The sequence below is a fragment of the Streptomyces sp. NPDC101132 genome (genome assembly GCF_044759225.1).
In the GTDB taxonomy this organism is placed as follows: Bacteria; Actinomycetota; Actinomycetes; order Streptomycetales; family Streptomycetaceae; genus Streptomyces.
This window is the reverse complement of sequence record NZ_JBIVYX010000004.1, coordinates 241536-258519: the sequence shown is the minus strand read 5'-3', so window position 1 is coordinate 258519 and position 16984 is coordinate 241536. Positions and strand designations below refer to the sequence as shown.

The following is a 16984-nucleotide window of genomic DNA, read 5'->3' as shown; positions in this document are numbered from 1 at the left end:
TTTCAGTACGAACAACAACGATCCTGGGGGAACCCGCATGAGCAAGACCGCACTGATCACCGGCGTGACGGGACAGGACGGCTCGTACCTGGCCGAGCTCCTGCTCTCGAAGGGCTACACGGTGCACGGGCTCGTGCGGCGGTCGTCCAGCTTCAACACCGAGCGGATCGACCACGTCTACCAGGACCCGCAGACGGCCAACCGCTCCTTCGTGCTGCACCACGCGGACCTGTCCGACGGCGTGGCCCTGGTGAACCTGCTGCGCGAGATACAGCCCGACGAGGTCTACAACCTCGGCGCCCAGTCCCACGTCCGCGTCTCCTTCGACGCCCCGCTGTACACCGGCGACGTCACGGGCCTCGGCGCGCTGCGGCTGCTGGAGGCGATCCGGGCGAGCGGCGTGAACACCCGCATCTACCAGGCGTCCTCGTCCGAGATGTTCGGCTCCACCCCGCCGCCGCAGAACGAGTCCACGCCGTTCCACCCGCGCAGCCCCTACGGCGCCGCGAAGGTCTTCGCGTACTGGGCCACCGTGAACTACCGCGAGGCGTACGACATGTACGCCGTCAACGGCATCCTCTTCAACCACGAGTCCCCGCGCCGCGGCGAGACCTTCGTGACCCGCAAGATCACCCGCGCCGTCGCGCGGATCAAGACGGGCCTCCAGGACAAGCTGTACCTGGGCAACCTCGACGCGGTCCGCGACTGGGGCTACGCCCCGGAGTACGTCGACGCGATGTGGCGGATGCTCCAGCAGGACGAGCCGACCGACTACGTGGTGGCCACCGGCGTCGCGGCCACGGTCCGCCAGTTCGTGGAGGCCTCCTTCGCGCACGCCGGCCTCGACTGGAACGAGCACGTGCGGTACGACCCCAAGTACGAGCGCCCCAGCGAGGTCGACGCCCTCATCGGCGACTCCAGCAAGGCCCAGGAGCTGCTCGGCTGGAAGCCGACGGTCCTGGTGGACGAGCTGGCGCGGATCATGGTGGACGCCGACATCCGCCAGGTCGAGGACCAGTTGGCCGGGGCAACCGTCCGGATCGACCGCTGAGGTCCTAGAGTTTGCATGTTCCGGTCACCACCACCGGGTCGTGGCCGGAACATGCCGTTCGAACGTCCGTAGTGCCGTATGTCCGCAGTGCACCGATTCGCTCGAGCCCATTGGTATGCAATGGGTCAAGTGGGGTGACCGGGCCCTCGCTTGAGCCCTAATCTGCGCCAGTACATATGGCTGTTCGGATAATTTCAGCCATTCATCACCGGGCGAATTGCCCTGGGGGGCTCATGCGTAGATCAAGAGGGCTGACCGCCGCCCTCGTCCTGTCTCTCGCCGGCGCAGGTGCCGGCATCGGGCTGATGGTGATGCCTCAGGCGTCCGCCATCACCACGCCCGTGGCCTTCACGGCCGACGAGCTGCCGACCTGGCAGACCAACGGCATCGTGTTCGCCATGGCGCAGGCCAACGGCACCGTGTTCGCCGGCGGCACCTTCTCCGCCGTCACCCCGCCCGAGGGCGGCAGCGGCACCGAGAAGGAGGCCGTCAACTTCGTGGCGCTGGACGCCGCGACCGGCGCGCCGACCGACTGCGCGCTGTCCTTCACCGTCGGTGAGGGCTCCGCGACGGTCCGCGCGCTCGTCGTCTCCAAGGACGGCAAGACGCTGTACGCGGGCGGCTACTTCGGTGCCGTCAACAACGTCCCGGTCAGCAGCGTCGCGGCCATCGACATCGAGAGCTGCACCCCCAAGGCGGCGTTCCACCCGGCCTTCCCGGCCACCGTCCGCGCGCTCGCCGTCACGGACGACACCCTCTACGCGGCCGGCGACTTCGGCACCGTCGAGGGCGCGACCCGCCAGCGCTTCGCCGCGGTCGACGCCTCCACCGGCGCCCTGAAGCCGTTCACGGCCAACGCCGACGAGCCCGGCCGCGCCATCGCCGTCACGCCCGACGGCGCGAACGTGATCATCGGCGGCGACTTCTTCTCCGTCAACGGCGCCAACAGCCACGCGCTGGCCGTGGTCAACGCGACCACCGGTGCCGTCACGAAGAGCTACGCGAACGGCTACATCCCCACGAACTCGGTGGTCAAGCACATCGCCACCGACGACGAGGGCGGCTTCTACACGGGCAACGAGGGCTCCGGCGGCGGCGTCTTCGACGGCCGCATCGGCCTGCGCCTGAGCGACTTCTCCGAGAAGTGGCGCGACCGCTGCCTCGGCGCCACCCAGTTCGTGCTCCCGTACCAGGGCGTGCTCTACAGCTCCTCGCACGCGCACGACTGCTCCACCGAGCTCCAGTTCCCCGACGGCAAGCGGAACTTCCTGCTGGCCCAGCTGACCAACCACGAGGGTGCGGCCCCCGCGCCCGTCGACGGCTACGTCCGCAGCCCCCGCAAGCTCGGCTGGCACCCCAACGCCAACGACGGCATCGGCGAGGGCATCGGCCCGCGCGTCATGGCCATCGCGGAGAAGAACGACGTCAAGTACATGTGGGTCGGCGGTGAGTTCACCCTCATCAACGGCAAGCCGCAGATGGGCCTGACCCGCTTCGCCTCCACCGGCGACGTCGGCGCCCCGACCACCCCGGTCGCCAGCGCCTCCTCCGTCAAGCCCGGCGAAGCCCAGGTCCGCTGGCGCACCAGCTACGACCAGGACGACAGCAAGCTGACGTACCGGATCTACCGGAACGGCTCCGGCACCCCGGTCGCCACCGTCACCGCCGAGTCCCTGGAGTGGGAGCGCCCGCAGGCCTCCTGGACCGACAGCACCGTCAAGGCCGGCAACTCGTACACCTACCGGGTGACCGCCACCGACGCCGCGGGCAACACCAGCGCCCTGTCGACCGCCTCCACCGTGACCGTCCCGGCCTCGGTCCAGGCGTACCCGAACCAGGTCCGCCAGGACGGCGCCGAGCTGTACTGGCGCTACGACGACGCGGTCACCCCCTACGTGGCCGACTCGTCCAACGGCAACACCAGCGGTCTGCACATCAACGCCCCCGCCCTGCGCCAGGCCCCGGGTGCCATCTCCGGCACCAGCACGGCCATCGGCTTCAACGGAACCGACGAGCAGCTGCACAGCGACCGCCGCCAGACCGTGGGCTCCGCCTACACCCTGGAGACCTGGTTCAAGACCGGCACCACGCGCGGCGGCAAGCTGATCGGGTTCGGCAACAACACGACCCGCAACAGCAGCAGCTACGACAAGCAGATCTACATGACGAACTCGGGTCGTCTGGTCTTCGGCGTCTACAACGGCTCCACCCGGACCATCACGACCGGCCTGTTCGACTCGTACAACGACAACAAGTGGCACCACGTGGTCGCCACCCAGGGCCCGAGCGGCATGGCCCTGTACGTCGACGGCCAGAACAAGGGCACCCTGAACGTCACCACGCACCAGGCCTACGCGGGCTACTGGCACGTCGGCGGCGACAACCTGGCCAGCTGGCCGAACCGCCCGACGAGCAACTTCTTCGCCGGCCAGCTCGACGAGACCGCGGTCTACCCGACCGCCCTCACCCAGGCCCAGGCCCAGAACCACTACAACCTGGCCAAGGCGCAGACCGAGACGGTCACCGAGGTCTCCGCGGCCGAGGACACCTACGTCAACCAGGGTGCCCCCAGCGCGAGCTACGGCACCACCACCTCCATGGCGGTCCGCGGCAGCGGCTCGCTGTACGAGACCTACCTGCGCTTCAACCTCCCGGCCGCCCCGGCCGGCCAGGTCCTGAAGACCGCCTCCCTCCAGATCAAGACCACCACCCAGACGGGCGCCGGCACCGCCGACACCGTCTCCGTGGTCCCGGTCACCGGCACCTGGAGCGGCGCGACCACCTCGTACAAGACCAAGCCGGCGCTGGGCGCGACCGTGCTCGGCACCATCGGCGGCATCGCCGACGGCTCCGCCGTGCACAACGTCGACCTGGACAAGGCCGCCCTGTCGGCCGTCCTGGGCGGCGAGTACAGCGTGGCGCTGACCAGCAACGGCAGCGACCCGCTGTGGCTGTGGTCCTCCGAGTCCACGGCCAACGAGGGGACGCCGAAGCTGATCCTCACCTTCGGCCAGCCGTAACGGCCGAGTGAACGAGGGTGCGGGGTCCGGCCCACCAGGCCGGACCCCGCACCTGCACCGACACACCTGGAGCACCTCATGCGTCACCTGAACCGACGCGTCGCGGCCGGGGCCCTGCTGGCCGCCGCCCTCACGCTCACCGCCTGCAGCTCGGGCGACAAGGCCGACGGCGGCACCGCCAACGCCAAGCCGCCGGCCAGCTCCTCCGCGCCGGAGCCGCCCACCGCCGAGCCCTCGACGGTGCCTCCCGCGGCCAAGCCCACCGGGCCGGTCGTCCCGGACGACTCGCTCAAGCCGGTCACCGGGTCCTTCACCCCGCAGGAGAAGAAGTACCTGAGCGGGCGGGTGCCCGAGAAGACCGACCCGGCGGCCGTCCTCCAGACCGGACAGGAGGCCTGCCAGCGGGTCGCCCGTACCGCCAAGCACGACAAGGACGCCGCCGTGGCCTCCATCGTCGCGGGCGAGATCCCGGCCGCCGAAGAGGCCATCCCGTACCTCTGCCCCGAGCAGAAGCCGGTGCTGGCCGCGGCCGAGCGGGGCTTCGGGGACGGCACGCGCAAGCGGCCGGAGCCGGGCACCTACCGCGCGCCGGCCCCGACGGCGAGCTGCACCTGGCAGGCCCGGAGCAGCTCCGGCAAGAGCCTGGCCGCCGGCCCCGAGCTGGGCACCAAGCCCGGCGAGAAGATCACCGCGAAGATCCCCGCGGGCACCGCGGAGTTCGTCTCCACCGGCTGCTACGCCTGGATCCCCGCGTAGCCGTCCCGGCTCCCTCCCGCACACCGCAGAGGGCCCGTACCCGCCGTGTCACGCACGGGGGTGCGGGCCCTCTCCGCGTCCTACGCCGCGACCCGCGCGTACGTGTCCAGGAGCGTGTCCAGCACCGCGTCCATCGAGAAGGACTCCGCGGCCAGTTTGCGGGCGGCCGTGGACGCGTCCCGGTTCGCCGCCTCGTCCAGCAGCTCCAGCACCGCGGCGGCCACGCCCTCGGGGCCCGGCTCGACCGCGCGCCCGGCACCGGCGCCGGCGATGTCGCGCGCCAGGCCGTTGGAGTGCGTGACCACGGCCGGCACGCCCACGGCGAGGGCCTCCAGCACCGACATGGGGAACGGCTCGTCGACCGACGGCAGGACGTACACGTGCGCCCGCCGCAGCTCCGTGAGGACCTGAGCGCTGGTCAGCGCCCCGGGTACGGAGACCGAGTCGTCCAGCCCCAGCGAGCCGACCGCCTCGGACACCGCGGCCAGTTCGCCCTCGTCGGGACCGGCCACCACGAACTCCGCGTCCGGCACCCGCTCCCGCACCAGCGCGGCCGCCCGGACGAAGTCCACCGGCCGCTTGCGGGCCTGCAGCCGTGCCGAGTAAAGGATCCGCGGCGGGCCGGCCAGCGGCGGCCGCTCGTCCTGCGCCGGCACGCCGTTGACCAGCCGTACCGTGTTCGCCAGCCCGGTGCCGCCGACCACCGCGTCCAGCGCCTCGCGCTCGTGCGGCGTCAGGTACAGCACCGCGCCCGCGCCGCGCAGCAGCCGGCGCACCGCGACCGCGTCCAGCACCTTGGCCAGCAGCTTCCCGCTCGGGTCCACCATGCCGTGGGTCTGCAGCACCAGCGGCTTGCCGGCGCGCAGCGCGGCGAGCGCCACCGGCAGGGTCACCAGGTCGCGGGCCAGGTGCACGTGGACCAGGTCCGCGTCCCGCACCAGGCGGCCGGCCCGGGCCAGCAGCGCGGGCGAGGTCATCCCGCTGAAGCCGAGCGGCAGCAGCCGACGGGCCGGGTAGAGGCGGGCGGGCACCCCCTCGACCTCGGTGGGCCAGGGGTCGTCGAAGCCCTCGCCGAGCGCGACGAGGGCGGCCTCGTGGCCGCGGGCGCGCAGGCCCTTGGAGAGGTTCAGGGCCACCCGTACGGGGCCGCCGAAGGCGTGGGTGGGGGAATGCAGCGTGACCGCGTGCAGGACTCTCACTGGTGGACCCTCACTTGGGCTCGTCGACGGCGCGGCGGCGCCCGTCCATGGTCTGCAGCGTCAGCTCGGGCAGGTCCCGGTGGACCACGGACCCGGCGGCGGCCACCGCGTGGCGGCCGATGGTGACCCCGGCGAGCACGGTGGCGCGGGCCGCGATCCAGGCGCCGTCCTCGACGGTGATGGGGGCGTTGCGGTAGCGGAAGTCGGCGGCCCGGTGGTCGTGGCTGCCGGTGCACAGCAGCGCCTCCTGGGACACGCACACGTTGGCCCCGATGGTGACCGGCTCCAGGTTCAGCAGCCAGGCGCCCTCGCCGATCCACGTGTGGTCGCCGATGCGGAGCTTCCAGGGCCACAGGACGCGGACGCGGTGCCGGATGAGCACGCCCGTACCGATCTCGGCGCCGAAGGCGCGCAGCAGGGCCACCCGCACCCGGGCCGGCGTGAACCAGGCCATGAAGACCGTGTTCATCACGGCGAACCAGAGCGCCTGGGTCAGCTTGCCCCGGCCCTTGTCGTAACCGGCCAGCGTGAAGGCCGGGAGATCACGCATCGATTCACCCCCACCGGCACCCCCCTGGCACCGGGCGTTCACATTATCGGTTCGGCGGACCGCCCATCGCCGCTCCGCGCACCGCTGACTAGACTTCGGGCCGAATTGCACGACAGGGGTGGGGGCGCGGTGGCGGCGACAGACATACAGGGACCCACGCCGGGCGCGCCCTGGGGGTCCGGCCCCCGGCCGCCCGTACCGCCGCGCGGACGCGACGAGCCCGACGACGCGCAGTGGGGCAAGGTCACCACGCCCCGCACGCTGCTCTCCCGCGCCCTGTCGGTGCCGCTGGCCCTCGGGTTCACCGTCTTCCTCCCGCTGTTCATCGCCTCCCAGTCCGGGGCCGGCGTGCGGGACGCGGCCTTCTGGCTCCAGCTCGCCCTCACCATGTACGCCGGCGCCCGCCTCTCCGGCATGATCCTCACCAGCCGCCGCAAGCTGCTCCAGGGCTCCTTCTGGCTCTTCGTCTACATGGCGCTGGGCGTGGCCCCCCTCGCGCAGGCGGTACTGGGCCAGGTCCCGACCCCCGTGGTCGGCCCCCGGTCCGACCTCACCCAGGCCATCGCGCTCATCCTGCTCGGCTGCATCGCCTTCGACGTCGGCGCGCTGCTGGCCCGCAGCCGGCCCGACCGCCGCACGGAGAAGGAGCAGCAGCCGGTGATGGTCCACCGGCGCCGGCTCCAGCTGCTGACGGTCATCGCCTTCGCCTGCTCCGCGCTGTTCATCCTCAAGCTCGGCGGCCCCGCCGTCTTCTTCAGCAGCCGGCAGGAGATCATCGCCGGCATCGAGGAGGCCGGCGTCTCCGCCGACGACAGCCAGGCGGGCCAGGCCTTCCTGCGCGGCTTCGGCACGGTGCCGGCCCTGCTGGCCCTGCTGATGTACACCCGCTGGATGGTCACGTCGACGCGCGCCCGCCGGATGCCGTCGGTCATCGCCACCACGGCGGCGCTGGCCGTCCTCAACGTGATCGTCAACAACCCGATCTCGAACCCGCGCTACTGGTTCATGACGGTCATGTTCTCGCTGCTCTTCACCGTCTTCCCGGTGAGCGCGGCGATGTACCGGGTGGCGCTCAGCATGGGCGTGATCGCCGCGCTGCTGATCTTCCCCTTCGCCGACCGGTTCCGGTACGACGAGAAGAACTACAAGCCGGTCGAGACGACCTCGTTCCTGGAGCCCATGGCGCTCAAGGACTACGACCAGGTCGGCATGTTCGCCAACACCATCACCTTCGCCGACTCCGGCCCAGGCCACTTCTACGGGCGCCAGCTGGCCGGCTCGGTGTTCTTCATCGTGCCGCGCTCGGTCTGGCCCGGCAAACCGCGCGACACCGGCGTGATGGTCGGCCAGTGGATGGGCACCGTCAACACCAACCTCTCCTCGCCGGTGTGGGCCGAGCTGTGGCTGGACTTCGGCCCCGTCGGCATGGGCGCGGGACTCCTGGGCCTGGGGTACGCGTCCGCCCGGGTCGACCGCAGGTACGCCCGCCGGGCCACCCGGCGGTCGCCCCCGGGCAGCCTGATCTCGGTCGTGGTCCCGCTGGTCGCGGGCTACTCGTTCATCCTGCTGCGCGGCCCGCTCCTGCAGGCCTCGGGCCGGGTGGCGATCGCGGGACTGTGCCTGGCCCTGGTCATGACCCACCGCCAGGACAAGCGCACCCTGCGCTGACGCCCCGCCGGGGTCCGGGCCGCTGCACGGGAGCCGGCCCCCGCACCGGTGCGGGCTCCGGCCCGTTCCGCCGGCGGGTCCGGCAACGGCCCGTTCCGCCGGCGGGTCAGCCGGCGAGCCGGGCGCGGAGCGCGTCCAGGTCCGGCAGGAACCAGGTCTGGCTCCCGCGGTTGCACTCGCGGACGAAGTCCCGCAGCGCCTCGCTCGCCTCCGTGTGCCGGGAGACGTCGCCCAGCACCACCATCCCCATGCGGTAGTTCACCAGCTTCTGGACGATGTCCCCAGCCACCCGCGTGCGCAGCCGGAAGAACGCGTCGTCGAACCGCCCGGCCGGCACGACCACCCACTGCGCCCCCTGATACCAGGCCTCGCCGATCAGGTCGAGCGCGTCGGCCTCGCCGCGTACGGGCGCACCCTCGGCGGAGCAGAGCAGGACCGGGACGTCGTGGATCACCTCAAGCGTGTTCATGACGGGCCAGCGTAGGCAGCCGCGTCCCGCCCGGCGACCCTATTCCGGCGCTCTTGCGGGCGCTTCCTCCTCCGGTGAGCGGCGGGACAGGGACAGGACCCCGGTCACGATCAGCGCCAGCCCCGCGAGCTCCGGGACCAGCCACCAGCCCGCCCGCACGTGCTCCTCGTACAGCAGCACCCCCAGCAGCAGGCTCAGGCTCGCGTCCCCCAGGGTGAGGGCGGGCTGCGAGGCGATCAGCGGGCCGCCCTGCATGGCGTGCTCCAGGAGCAGCAGCGCGGCGATCCCGGTGAGCGCGAAGGCGTACGTCTGCCAGGCCGTCAGGAAGCCGCCCGGGCCGCGCTCGTCCAGTACGTGCACGGCCGACTTCATCAGCGCCGCGGTCACCGCGTAGCAGATCGCGGTGGCCGCGCCCAGGCAGCCGGCGCGCGCCCGGCCCGGCGGGCGCCGCAGCCCCGCCACGGCCAGCGCGCACACGGCCGCCGCGCAGCCGGCCAGCGCCGGCACCCACCGGTCCAGGGGCACGTGCGTACGGTTCCCGTCCGGCGAGGCCGCCACCATCGCGACCCCGAGCCCGGCCACCACGGCGGCCACCGCGAGCCACAGCGCGCCCGGCAGCGGCCGCCGGGCGAACAGCGAGGCGATCAGCAGGGCCAGCGGCAGCTCCAGGACGAACAGGGGCTGTACGAGCGACAGCGGGCCGGTCGCCAGGGCCAGCGCCTGGCCCGCCCCGGCCGCGATGACCGCCGCGATCCCGCCCAGCCAGAGCGGCCGTTTCAGCAGGTCAAGGACCAGGCCCGGCCGGAAGCCCCGGCTCTGCGGCACGGTCAGGGCCGCCCGCCGCTGGAGCACGGTGGCGGCCGCGTTGCTGAAGGCGGCGAACACGGCGAAGACGACCGGGAGGACGAGGGACACGGGGTCCAGCCTCGGGCCCGCCGGCTCCCGGGGGCGGACGGCCCGGCGCGGGTCGCCCGTACGGCCCCCCGGTCGGGGGAACCTCGGACCGGCGGCGTGGCGGGCCCGGCCCCCGGTGGTACGTCCAAGGGCATGCAGCCCCGGGTGTCACCGCTCCTGCGCACGGCCGCGGCGTACGCGTGGCGCCTGATCGTCGTCGGCGCCGCCGTGTACGCGGTCTTCGCCGTCCTCGGCCGCTTCCACGAGATCGGCGTGGCCCTGTTCCTCGGCCTCGTGGTCACCGCGCTGCTGCGGCCGGTCGCCGACCTGGTGGCCCGCGGCCTGCCGCGCGGGCTCGCGGTGGGCCTGACGATGCTCGGCAGCATCGCGCTGGTCCTGGGGCTCCTCGCCTTCGTGGGGGAGGCGGTGGCGGGGGAGCGCACCACGCTGGCGCGGGAGTTCCGCGACGGGCTCGCCAGCATCCAGGAGTGGCTGTCCCGGCCGCCGTTCCACGTGGACCCGCAGGCGCTGGGCAACCTGGAGGCCCGGCTGGGCGAGTACCTGTCGAGCCACCGGTCGACGCTGGTGTCCACCGCGCTCAGCGGTGCCGGCCAGCTGGTGCACGTGCTGACGGTGCTGGCCCTCGCCCTGTTCTCCGCGGTGTTCTTCACGTACTCCGGCGACCGGATGTGGGCCTGGTACCGCGGGCAGCTGCCGGACGGGGTGCGCGGGCGCTGGGGCGTGGCGGGGGAGGCCGCCTGGCGCACCTTCACCGGCTACACCCACGGCATCGTGCTGGTGGCGGCCGTCAACGCGCTCCTGGTCGGCATCGCCCTGTACTTCCTGGGGGTGCCGCTCGCGGTGCCGCTGGCGCTGCTGGAGTTCTTCGCCGCCTTCGTGCCGCTGATCGGCTCGCCGGTGGCGCTGGCGGTGGCCGCGGTGGTGGCGCTGGCGTCGAAGGGACCTCTGGTGGCCGGGATCGTGGTCGCGCTCATCGTGGTCATCGGGCAGATCGAGGGCCACCTGTTGCACCCGCTGGTGATGAGCTGGGCGGTCCGGCTGCACCCGCTGGTGGTCGCGATCTCGGTCGTCGCCGGCACCATCGCCGCCGGCATCGTCGGCGCGGTGGTCGCGGTCCCCCTGGTCTCGGTCGTCTGGGCGGTCCACACGTCCCTCCGCGCGGCGGCGGAACCCGAGCCCCCCGAGGACCCGGGGGACGACGGCGGCCCCACCGGGCCGCCGGACCCCGGGCGGGGGCAACCGCAGCCGGTGTGACGCGGCTCACCTTCCGGCCGTGTCACGGGGAGCGGGGTCCGGCCGTCCCGTGGGTGTAGCCGAACACCACACCGGAGGAGCACCCCATGGACGCGCGACTGGACTTCGTCACCGGCCCGAACGCCCCCAAGGCCTTCAAGCACCTGATGGCCGCGGGCCGGGAGCTCAGGGCGTCGGCGCTGCCGGCCGCGACGCAGGAGCTGGTGGCCCTGCGGGTGAGCCAGGTCAACGGCTGCGCCGTCTGCATCGACATGCACACCAAGGACGCCGCGGCCGCCGGTGAGACCGCGGTACGGCTGAACCTGGTGGCGGCCTGGCGGGAGGCCAAGGTCTTCACCGAGGCCGAGCGCGCGGCGCTGGAACTGGCCGAGGAGGGCACCCGCGTCGGCGACGGCGCCGGCGGCGTCCCCGACGAGGTCTGGGAACGGGCCGGCCGGCACTACGACGAGGAGCAGCTCACCGCCCTGGTGGTCCTGGTTTCCTTCATGAACATGGTGAACAGGCTGAACGTGATCACCCAGCAGCCGGCCGGCGACTACGTGCCGGGCCAGTTCCACTGATCGGCGGCGGGGACCCGAGGGGGAGGCAGGACATGGACAAGACCGAGGAGTTCGAGGAGCTGCGGCCGCTGCTGTTCTCCATCGCGTACCGGATCCTGGGCAGCGTCACCGAGGCCGAGGACGCCGTACAGGAGGCCTGGCTGCGGTACGACCGGTCGTCGACCCGGCCCGCGTCGGTGAAGTCGTACCTGTGCACCACGGTGACGCGCCTGTCGATCGACGTGCTGCGCTCCGCGCGGGTCCGGCGGGAGGAGTACGTCGGCCCGTGGTTCCCCGAGCCGCTGCTCGCCGACCCCTACGAGGACCCGGCGCGCTCCGCGGAACTGGCCGACTCGCTGTCGATGGCCGCGCTGCTCCTGCTGGAGCGGCTCACCCCGCTGGAGCGGTCGGTGTTCGTCCTGCGGGACGTGTTCGCCTTCGGCTTCGACGAGATCGCCGGGGCGGTGGGGCGCTCGGAGCCGGCCTGCCGGCAGCTGCTGTCCCGGGCGCGCAGGCACATGCGCGAGGGCCGGCCCCGCTTCGAGGCGGACCGCAGGGAGCGGGACGAACTCGCGGCCCGGTTCTTCGACGCCCTCCGCGAGGGTGACGTCGCGGGGCTCCAGGACCTGCTGGCCGCCGACGTGGCGATGACCGGGGACGGCGGGGGCAAGGCGCCGCAGCTGGCCAGGTCGGTCCTGGGCGCGGACAACGTGGCCCGGCTGCTGGCGGCCGTGTTCCCGCGGCTGGCGGAGATCGACGTCACGCTGGAGCCGCGGGAGGTCAACGGCCAGCCGGGGGCGCTCTTCCGGGACCGGGAGGGCAGGGTGGTCCAGGCGATGGCGCTGGACGTGCTGGGCGGCCGGGTGCAGGCGATCCGCATGGTCCTCAACCCCGACAAGCTCGCGCACGTGGGGCCGGTCGCGGACGCGTGGGCGCTCCAGCGCGAACTGAGGCGACTGCGCCGCCCCACGCCGTAGCGGTCGTGCCCCCGCCCGGACCTTGCGGGGGCCGCCTGCACACCTCCGCTCCCCGCACGCCGGAAGGGGCCGGCCCAGGCCGTCCCGGACGCCTCCGGTCTCGCCGCCGCCTCGGGCGCGGGGCCGGGCCGGGGCGCCGGTGAGCGGGAGCGGGGGCGGGGAACCTGCCCCGCAGGGCGGCCCAGGACGCGGGGTCAGCCCTGGGCCGGGGAGGGGGCGGGGTGCCCGGGAGCCTCACCGGAACCGGACGGCCCGGAACCGGACGGCCCGGAACCGGCATCGGCAACCGGGGTCGTCCGGGAGACGCGCCACCACGCGGCCACCGCCTTGAGCGCGGAGCCCAGCGCCAGCCCCCACGCCGCACCGGCCACGCCGAACAGCGCGTAGCCGCCCAGCAGGAAGCCCACCGACAGCAGCGAGAAGACGACCTGCACCGACAGCGTGGCCCGGGGACTCAGCACCCGCAGCGTCAGCAGCGCACACGTGCCGAGCCCCATCACCGCGTACTGGGCCCCGGTGGCCGGCAGCAGCGCGGCCGCCGCGTCCCAGGTGTCGCCCAGCAGTTCGCGGCCCAGCCGGTCCGGCAGCGCGTACAGGGCCGCACCCCACCCCGCGCCCACCAGCGCCAGCACCCCGCCGAGGCCGAGCGTGGCGCGGACCACCGCGCGCTTGCCGCGGAACCGGCCCAGCAGCGGCGGCCCGAAGGCGTTCGCGGAGTTGAACAGCACGTTCAGCGGCCCGAAGAGGGTGGTCGCGCCGCGCAGCGCGCCCACCGCCAGCGGGGTGGCCAGCACGCCGAGCCCGAACACGGCGAGCTGGCTGGAGCCGTTGCCCACGGCGAACTCGACCACGAAGCGACGGCCCAGGTGACCCCGCCGCAGGTAGGGGCGTACGTCCGCCCGCGCGCCCGCCGTGAAGGGGCGCAGCAGCCACAGGCCGAGCGCCAGCGCCGGCAGCGCCGACAGACCCCACACCAGCACCAGCCGGGCCGGCGAGGCGCCCTGCGGCTGGGCGGCCAGCGCGCCGAGCACGCACAGCAGCCGTACGGAGTCGGCGGCCAGCGCCCGGTGCGGCTGCCGCAGGGCGGAGAAGCAGTACCGCAGCCCGTCCTGGCTCAGCACCAGGGGGAGGACGGCGCCCAGGGCGAGGAACGCCCCGCCGGCCGGCCCGGGCACCAGCAGCCCGGCCGCCGCCGTCAGGGCGCCGGCGGCCAGCGAGCCGAGGGCGGTGAAGGCCACCGCGGACCGGCACACCGCGCCGGTCCCGGCGCCGCGCTCCAGCACCACGGTCTGGCCGACGTACGCCATGTTGAGTCCGAGCAGCACGCTGAAGGCCACGTAGACCATCGAGAACGCGGCGAAGCCCTCGGCGGACGACAGCCGCGCGGCCAGCACCAGGACCAGGATGTTGGTCAGGCTGGACGCGGCCTGGTCCAGCACGGACGAGACCACGGCGACCAGCCGGCGGGGCTCACGGGGAGCCCCGTCCGCCGGTCCGTCGGTCCGGGGCCCCGGTATCGCGCCGGGGGCGGCCGTCACCGCTCGCCCGGGCGGACCATGCGCAGGGCGACCGTGTCACTGCCGTCGCCGGGGATGTGCTGCGTGGGGTCCGGCACCCGCTCGGCGTTGCGGACCTGCTCCCGCTCGCGGTCGGCGGCGGACGGCGGCGGCACGTGCTGCCGGCGCGGGGGTGCGGGGGCGGGTGCGGGGGGTTCGGGGTGCCGGCCGGCACCCTTGCCGCCCTTCCGGCCGCCCTTCTTGTCGGCCGGCAGCGCGCTGTGCAGCACCGCGCCCAGCACCGTGCCGCCCGCGCCGCTGATCAGCTCGCGGATGCGGACCAGGTCCGTACGGTGCACCGCGCGCGGGGCGCAGACCACCAGGACGCCGTCGACGCGGTCGACCAGCGCGAGCGCGTCGGCGTACGAGAGCACGGGCGGGGCCAGCACGACCACGGTCGAGTTGGGCGAGTCGGCCTCGGAGATCAGGCGGGAGGCCCGCTGGGAGGTCAGGGCGCGGGCGACGTTGCGCACGCTCTCGCCGGGGATCAGGTCGAAGGAGCCGGACTCGCCGGCGTCCACGACGAGCTGGCGGCCGTCGGGCCACTCGGTCTCGGCGCCCCCGGACATCTGGCTGCTCCAGCGCGGCCGGGCCCCGGTGTCGGTGCGCAGCTGGCTGGCCAGCACGGGGGTGCGCAGGTCGGCCTCGATCATCAGCACGTCCTTGCCGGTCTCGGCGAAGGAGGCGGCGAGGTTCACGGCGACCGCGGCGGCCGTCTCGCTGGAGCCGCGCGGGGCGACCACGAGCAGCCGTCGCCGGTCGGCGAACCGGGCGTCGTACGCGAGCCGGAAGGCCACCGAGCGGTACTCCTCGGCGAGCCGCGGGTCCGCCTCGCCGGCCGCGAGCAGCGGCCCGCCGCCGGTGCGGTCGCGCGGCAGGTTGCCGAGGACGGGCGCGCGCAGGGCGCGGGCCACGTCGCCGTCGGAGCGGGGCGCGGGGTCGAAGACCAGCCGCACCCAGGCCGCGAGCAGGCCGATGGCCAGGCCGACCGCGCCGCCGATCAGCAGCGACATGATCAGGCCGGGGCCGTCCGGGGCCTTGGGCGGCGTGGCGGTGTTGGTGATCCGGCCCGGGGACATGTCCAGCGAGCCGAGCTTCTGGATGTCGCCGTCGATGCTGCCCTTGGTGCTGGCCGCCTCGGCCTTCTGGGTGTAGAGCGTGTCCCGGCCGGGGCCGTCGGGCGTCCGGCTGATCTCCTTGTTCAGGTCCTCGATGCGCTCGGCGATGGGCGCGACCTGCTTCTTCTTCGCCTTGACCATGTTGTCCCGCTGGGCCTCGTAGGAGGCCTGGCGGTTCTTCAGGTACGCCTCGGTCATCGCGTTGGCCCGCTTGGCGGCCTGCTGCGGCGAGCTCGCGGTGTACGTGAAGCGCAGCACGAGGGTCTGCGGCGGGTTGGTGACCTGCAGGCCCCGGCGCAGGGCGCCGAGCTCGTCGTCAGCCAGGCCCAGGTCCTTGGCGGCGTTCTTGGCGACCTCGTTGCCGAGGGCCGCCTGCCGCTCCGAGCCGATGTTGATCAGCTTGTCGGGGGAGGAGCCGTTCGCGTCGAACGGGTTGAGCGCGGGGGCCCGCAGCACCACGTCGGAGCTGGCCACGTACGTGTCTGCGGAGGTGATGCCCAGCCACGCGCCGCCCACCAGGCCGACGCCGATGCCGCCGAGCAGGATCCGCCGGTAGCGGGTCAGCTGCCGGAACTGGTCCCTCAGAAGGTCTGGTTCGTCCTCGCCCGCGGTCACGGCCGCGGCGGGCCGGTTCGTCTCCGTCACGGCAGGGGTCCCCCAAGTGCTTCGTCTATCAGTGCGTCGATCCGGGCCAGGCCCGCCTCGCGGCTGAGGTTCGCGGCCACGTGGCGCGGGCCCGCGGCGCCGAGCTCGTCGGCCGTGACCGGGTCGTCGGCCAGTGCGTGCACGGCCTTGAGCAGGGCGCGCGGGTCCTCCGGTGCCACGAGCACACCGGCGCCCGAGCGCTCGACCTCCTGGGCGGTGCCGCCTTCGGCCGCGACCGACGCGACGACCGGTCGCCCGGCCGCGAAGTAGGAGGTCAGCTTGGACGGCACGCTCATGTCCAGGACGGCCGCGTGCTGCGTGACAGCGAGTACGTCCGCCGCGGCGAGGATATCCGGGAACTTTCCGTCCTCGGCAGGGGGGATGATGTCCAGGTTGGGTACATCAGCGGACAGTTCGGCCAAAGCGGAACGCTGACTTCCGTCGCCCATCAGCACGAAGCGGACCCGCGGGTCCAGCCGGGCCGCGCCCACCAGGACTTCCAGACCCTGCTTCAGGCCCATGTTGCCGGAGTGCAGCACGACCGTCTGGTCCGGCGCCCAGCCCATGTGCCGTCGGGTCTCGCCGCGGGGCGCCGAAGGCACCTCGACGTGCGACCAGTTCGGGACGAGCCGGATGCGCTTGGGGTCCACGCCCATCGCGACGACCTTGTCCACGAAGGTCTCGTGGATCACGCCGACCAGGGTGGCCCGCTTCAGCGCGTACGCCTCCGCCTTGGCGGCGAGCGCCGCGGCCTTGTCGCCGCCGCTGATCCCGCTCTGCGCGGCGGCCGCGCCCATCAGGTCCTGGACCACCGGGACGTACGGGACCTTCCAGCGCGCGGCGAGCCGTGCGGCCAGCACGCCGCCGGCCAGGCTGGGCATCTGCGCGAGGACCGCGTCGGGCTTCGGCATCCGCGGCGGCGCCACGGCGCCGTGCACCAGGATCGACCCCTCGAAGGCCGCCCGCTTGACGGCGGTCTGGCGACCCGGCACGGTGTGCCTGCGCCGGTGGACGGTGACGCCCGCGCGCTTCTCGGTGCGCTGGAACGCCCCCTTGTACTGCGGGTCCAGCGACCACGAGGGGTAGTGCGGCATGCCCGCGAAGACGTGGGTGTCATGGCCGAGACCGGCCCAGTGCTCCGCGATCTGCGTGGCGTATGGGCCGATTCCGGCGTGTTCGGGTGCGTAGTTCGTGGACACCAGAAGCAGTGTTCTGCGGCCGGATATGGACACTGAAGGTCCCCTTCCCCCCTGGGTGGCGCGGCCGC

General features: G+C 73.5%; 14 protein-coding genes. 7 read left to right on the top strand and 7 right to left on the bottom strand.

All coding sequences use genetic code 11. The features are described 5' to 3' along the window. Positions 1-37: 37 nt before the first annotated feature. From gmd to ACIQUR_RS11620, 3 genes are all read left to right on the top strand, one after another. Positions 38-1051: a GDP-mannose 4,6-dehydratase gene (gene gmd / locus ACIQUR_RS11630; RefSeq protein ID WP_399948739.1), complete on the top strand. Its 1014-nt coding sequence runs from the start codon at positions 38-40 to the stop codon at positions 1049-1051. A gap of 233 nt (positions 1052-1284) precedes the next feature. Next, entirely contained in the window at positions 1285-4071 is a 2787-nt protein-coding gene (locus tag ACIQUR_RS11625; protein ID WP_403662031.1) for a DNRLRE domain-containing protein, read from the top strand. Between the two features lie 78 nt (positions 4072-4149). Continuing rightward, positions 4150-4827 (top strand): hypothetical protein, encoded by a 678-nt coding sequence (locus ACIQUR_RS11620; RefSeq protein WP_403662028.1) that lies wholly within the window; start codon positions 4150-4152, stop codon positions 4825-4827. An 80-nt stretch (positions 4828-4907) separates the two neighbouring features. Here ACIQUR_RS11620 and ACIQUR_RS11615 read toward each other — a convergent pair whose 3' ends face one another. Beyond that, on the bottom strand, positions 4908-6026 hold the full coding sequence (locus ACIQUR_RS11615) for a glycosyltransferase (protein ID WP_403662025.1): 1119 nt from the start codon (positions 6024-6026) through the stop codon (positions 4908-4910). Between the two features lie 10 nt (positions 6027-6036). Further along, on the bottom strand, positions 6037-6576 hold the full coding sequence (locus ACIQUR_RS11610) for a WcaF family extracellular polysaccharide biosynthesis acetyltransferase (RefSeq protein WP_403662022.1): 540 nt from the start codon (positions 6574-6576) through the stop codon (positions 6037-6039). A 144-nt stretch (positions 6577-6720) separates the two neighbouring features. Between ACIQUR_RS11610 and ACIQUR_RS11605 the strand changes: the two genes are divergently transcribed. Further along, the gene (locus ACIQUR_RS11605; RefSeq protein WP_403662685.1) at positions 6721-8244 is read left to right on the top strand and encodes a hypothetical protein; all 1524 of its coding nucleotides are present in this window, start codon (positions 6721-6723) and stop codon (positions 8242-8244) included. A gap of 106 nt (positions 8245-8350) precedes the next feature. Here the strand turns inward: ACIQUR_RS11605 and ACIQUR_RS11600 are convergent, their stop codons facing one another. Together ACIQUR_RS11600 and ACIQUR_RS11595 are read right to left on the bottom strand one after the other, a co-directional pair. Next, on the bottom strand, positions 8351-8713 hold the full coding sequence (locus ACIQUR_RS11600; RefSeq protein ID WP_403662019.1) for a DUF4180 domain-containing protein: 363 nt from the start codon (positions 8711-8713) through the stop codon (positions 8351-8353). A gap of 39 nt (positions 8714-8752) precedes the next feature. Beyond that, positions 8753-9628 carry a DMT family transporter gene (locus ACIQUR_RS11595; protein ID WP_403662016.1) on the bottom strand — a complete coding sequence of 292 codons (876 nt, stop codon included), beginning with the start codon at positions 9626-9628 and terminating at the stop codon, positions 8753-8755. 132 nt (positions 9629-9760) lie between these two features. Here ACIQUR_RS11595 and ACIQUR_RS11590 point away from each other — a divergent pair, with 132 nt between their 5' ends. The 3 genes from ACIQUR_RS11590 to ACIQUR_RS11580 all read left to right on the top strand — a co-directional run bounded on the left by ACIQUR_RS11590 (position 9761) and on the right by ACIQUR_RS11580 (position 12398). Further along, positions 9761-10882, top strand: coding sequence for an AI-2E family transporter (locus ACIQUR_RS11590; protein WP_403662013.1), 1122 nt, complete (start codon positions 9761-9763; stop codon positions 10880-10882). 86 nt (positions 10883-10968) lie between these two features. Beyond that, positions 10969-11442: a carboxymuconolactone decarboxylase family protein gene (locus tag ACIQUR_RS11585; RefSeq protein WP_403662010.1), complete on the top strand. Its 474-nt coding sequence runs from the start codon at positions 10969-10971 to the stop codon at positions 11440-11442. A gap of 32 nt (positions 11443-11474) precedes the next feature. Then, the gene (locus ACIQUR_RS11580; RefSeq protein ID WP_403662007.1) at positions 11475-12398 is read left to right on the top strand and encodes an RNA polymerase sigma-70 factor; all 924 of its coding nucleotides are present in this window, start codon (positions 11475-11477) and stop codon (positions 12396-12398) included. Positions 12399-12592: 194 nt separating this feature from the next. Here the strand turns inward: ACIQUR_RS11580 and ACIQUR_RS11575 are convergent, their stop codons facing one another. From ACIQUR_RS11575 to ACIQUR_RS11565, 3 genes are all read right to left on the bottom strand, one after another. Further along, positions 12593-13849 (bottom strand): hypothetical protein, encoded by a 1257-nt coding sequence (locus ACIQUR_RS11575; RefSeq protein WP_403662004.1) that lies wholly within the window; start codon positions 13847-13849, stop codon positions 12593-12595. Positions 13850-13932: 83 nt separating this feature from the next. Then, positions 13933-15717, bottom strand: coding sequence for a lipopolysaccharide biosynthesis protein (locus ACIQUR_RS11570; protein ID WP_403662001.1), 1785 nt, complete (start codon positions 15715-15717; stop codon positions 13933-13935). Next, positions 15714-16919, bottom strand: a complete 1206-nt coding sequence (locus tag ACIQUR_RS11565) for a glycosyltransferase family 4 protein (RefSeq protein WP_403662682.1) — start codon at positions 16917-16919, stop codon at positions 15714-15716. The genes ACIQUR_RS11570 and ACIQUR_RS11565 overlap by 4 nt, the downstream gene beginning before the upstream one ends. Positions 16920-16984: the final 65 nt, after the last annotated feature.

Bases quoted from the DNA above. Each gene is read 5' to 3' on its own strand.
- gmd (WP_399948739.1), top strand. From the start codon at position 38: ATGAGCAAGACCGCACTGATCACCGGCGTGACGGGACAGGACGGCTCG.
- ACIQUR_RS11625 (WP_403662031.1), top strand. From the start codon at position 1,285: ATGCGTAGATCAAGAGGGCTGACCGCCGCCCTCGTCCTGTCTCTCGCC.
- ACIQUR_RS11620 (WP_403662028.1), top strand. From the start codon at position 4,150: ATGCGTCACCTGAACCGACGCGTCGCGGCCGGGGCCCTGCTGGCCGCC.
- ACIQUR_RS11610 (WP_403662022.1), bottom strand. From the start codon at position 6,576: ATGCGTGATCTCCCGGCCTTCACGCTGGCCGGTTACGACAAGGGCCGG.
- ACIQUR_RS11600 (WP_403662019.1), bottom strand. From the start codon at position 8,713: ATGAACACGCTTGAGGTGATCCACGACGTCCCGGTCCTGCTCTGCTCC.
- ACIQUR_RS11590 (WP_403662013.1), top strand. From the start codon at position 9,761: ATGCAGCCCCGGGTGTCACCGCTCCTGCGCACGGCCGCGGCGTACGCG.
- ACIQUR_RS11585 (WP_403662010.1), top strand. From the start codon at position 10,969: ATGGACGCGCGACTGGACTTCGTCACCGGCCCGAACGCCCCCAAGGCC.
- ACIQUR_RS11580 (WP_403662007.1), top strand. From the start codon at position 11,475: ATGGACAAGACCGAGGAGTTCGAGGAGCTGCGGCCGCTGCTGTTCTCC.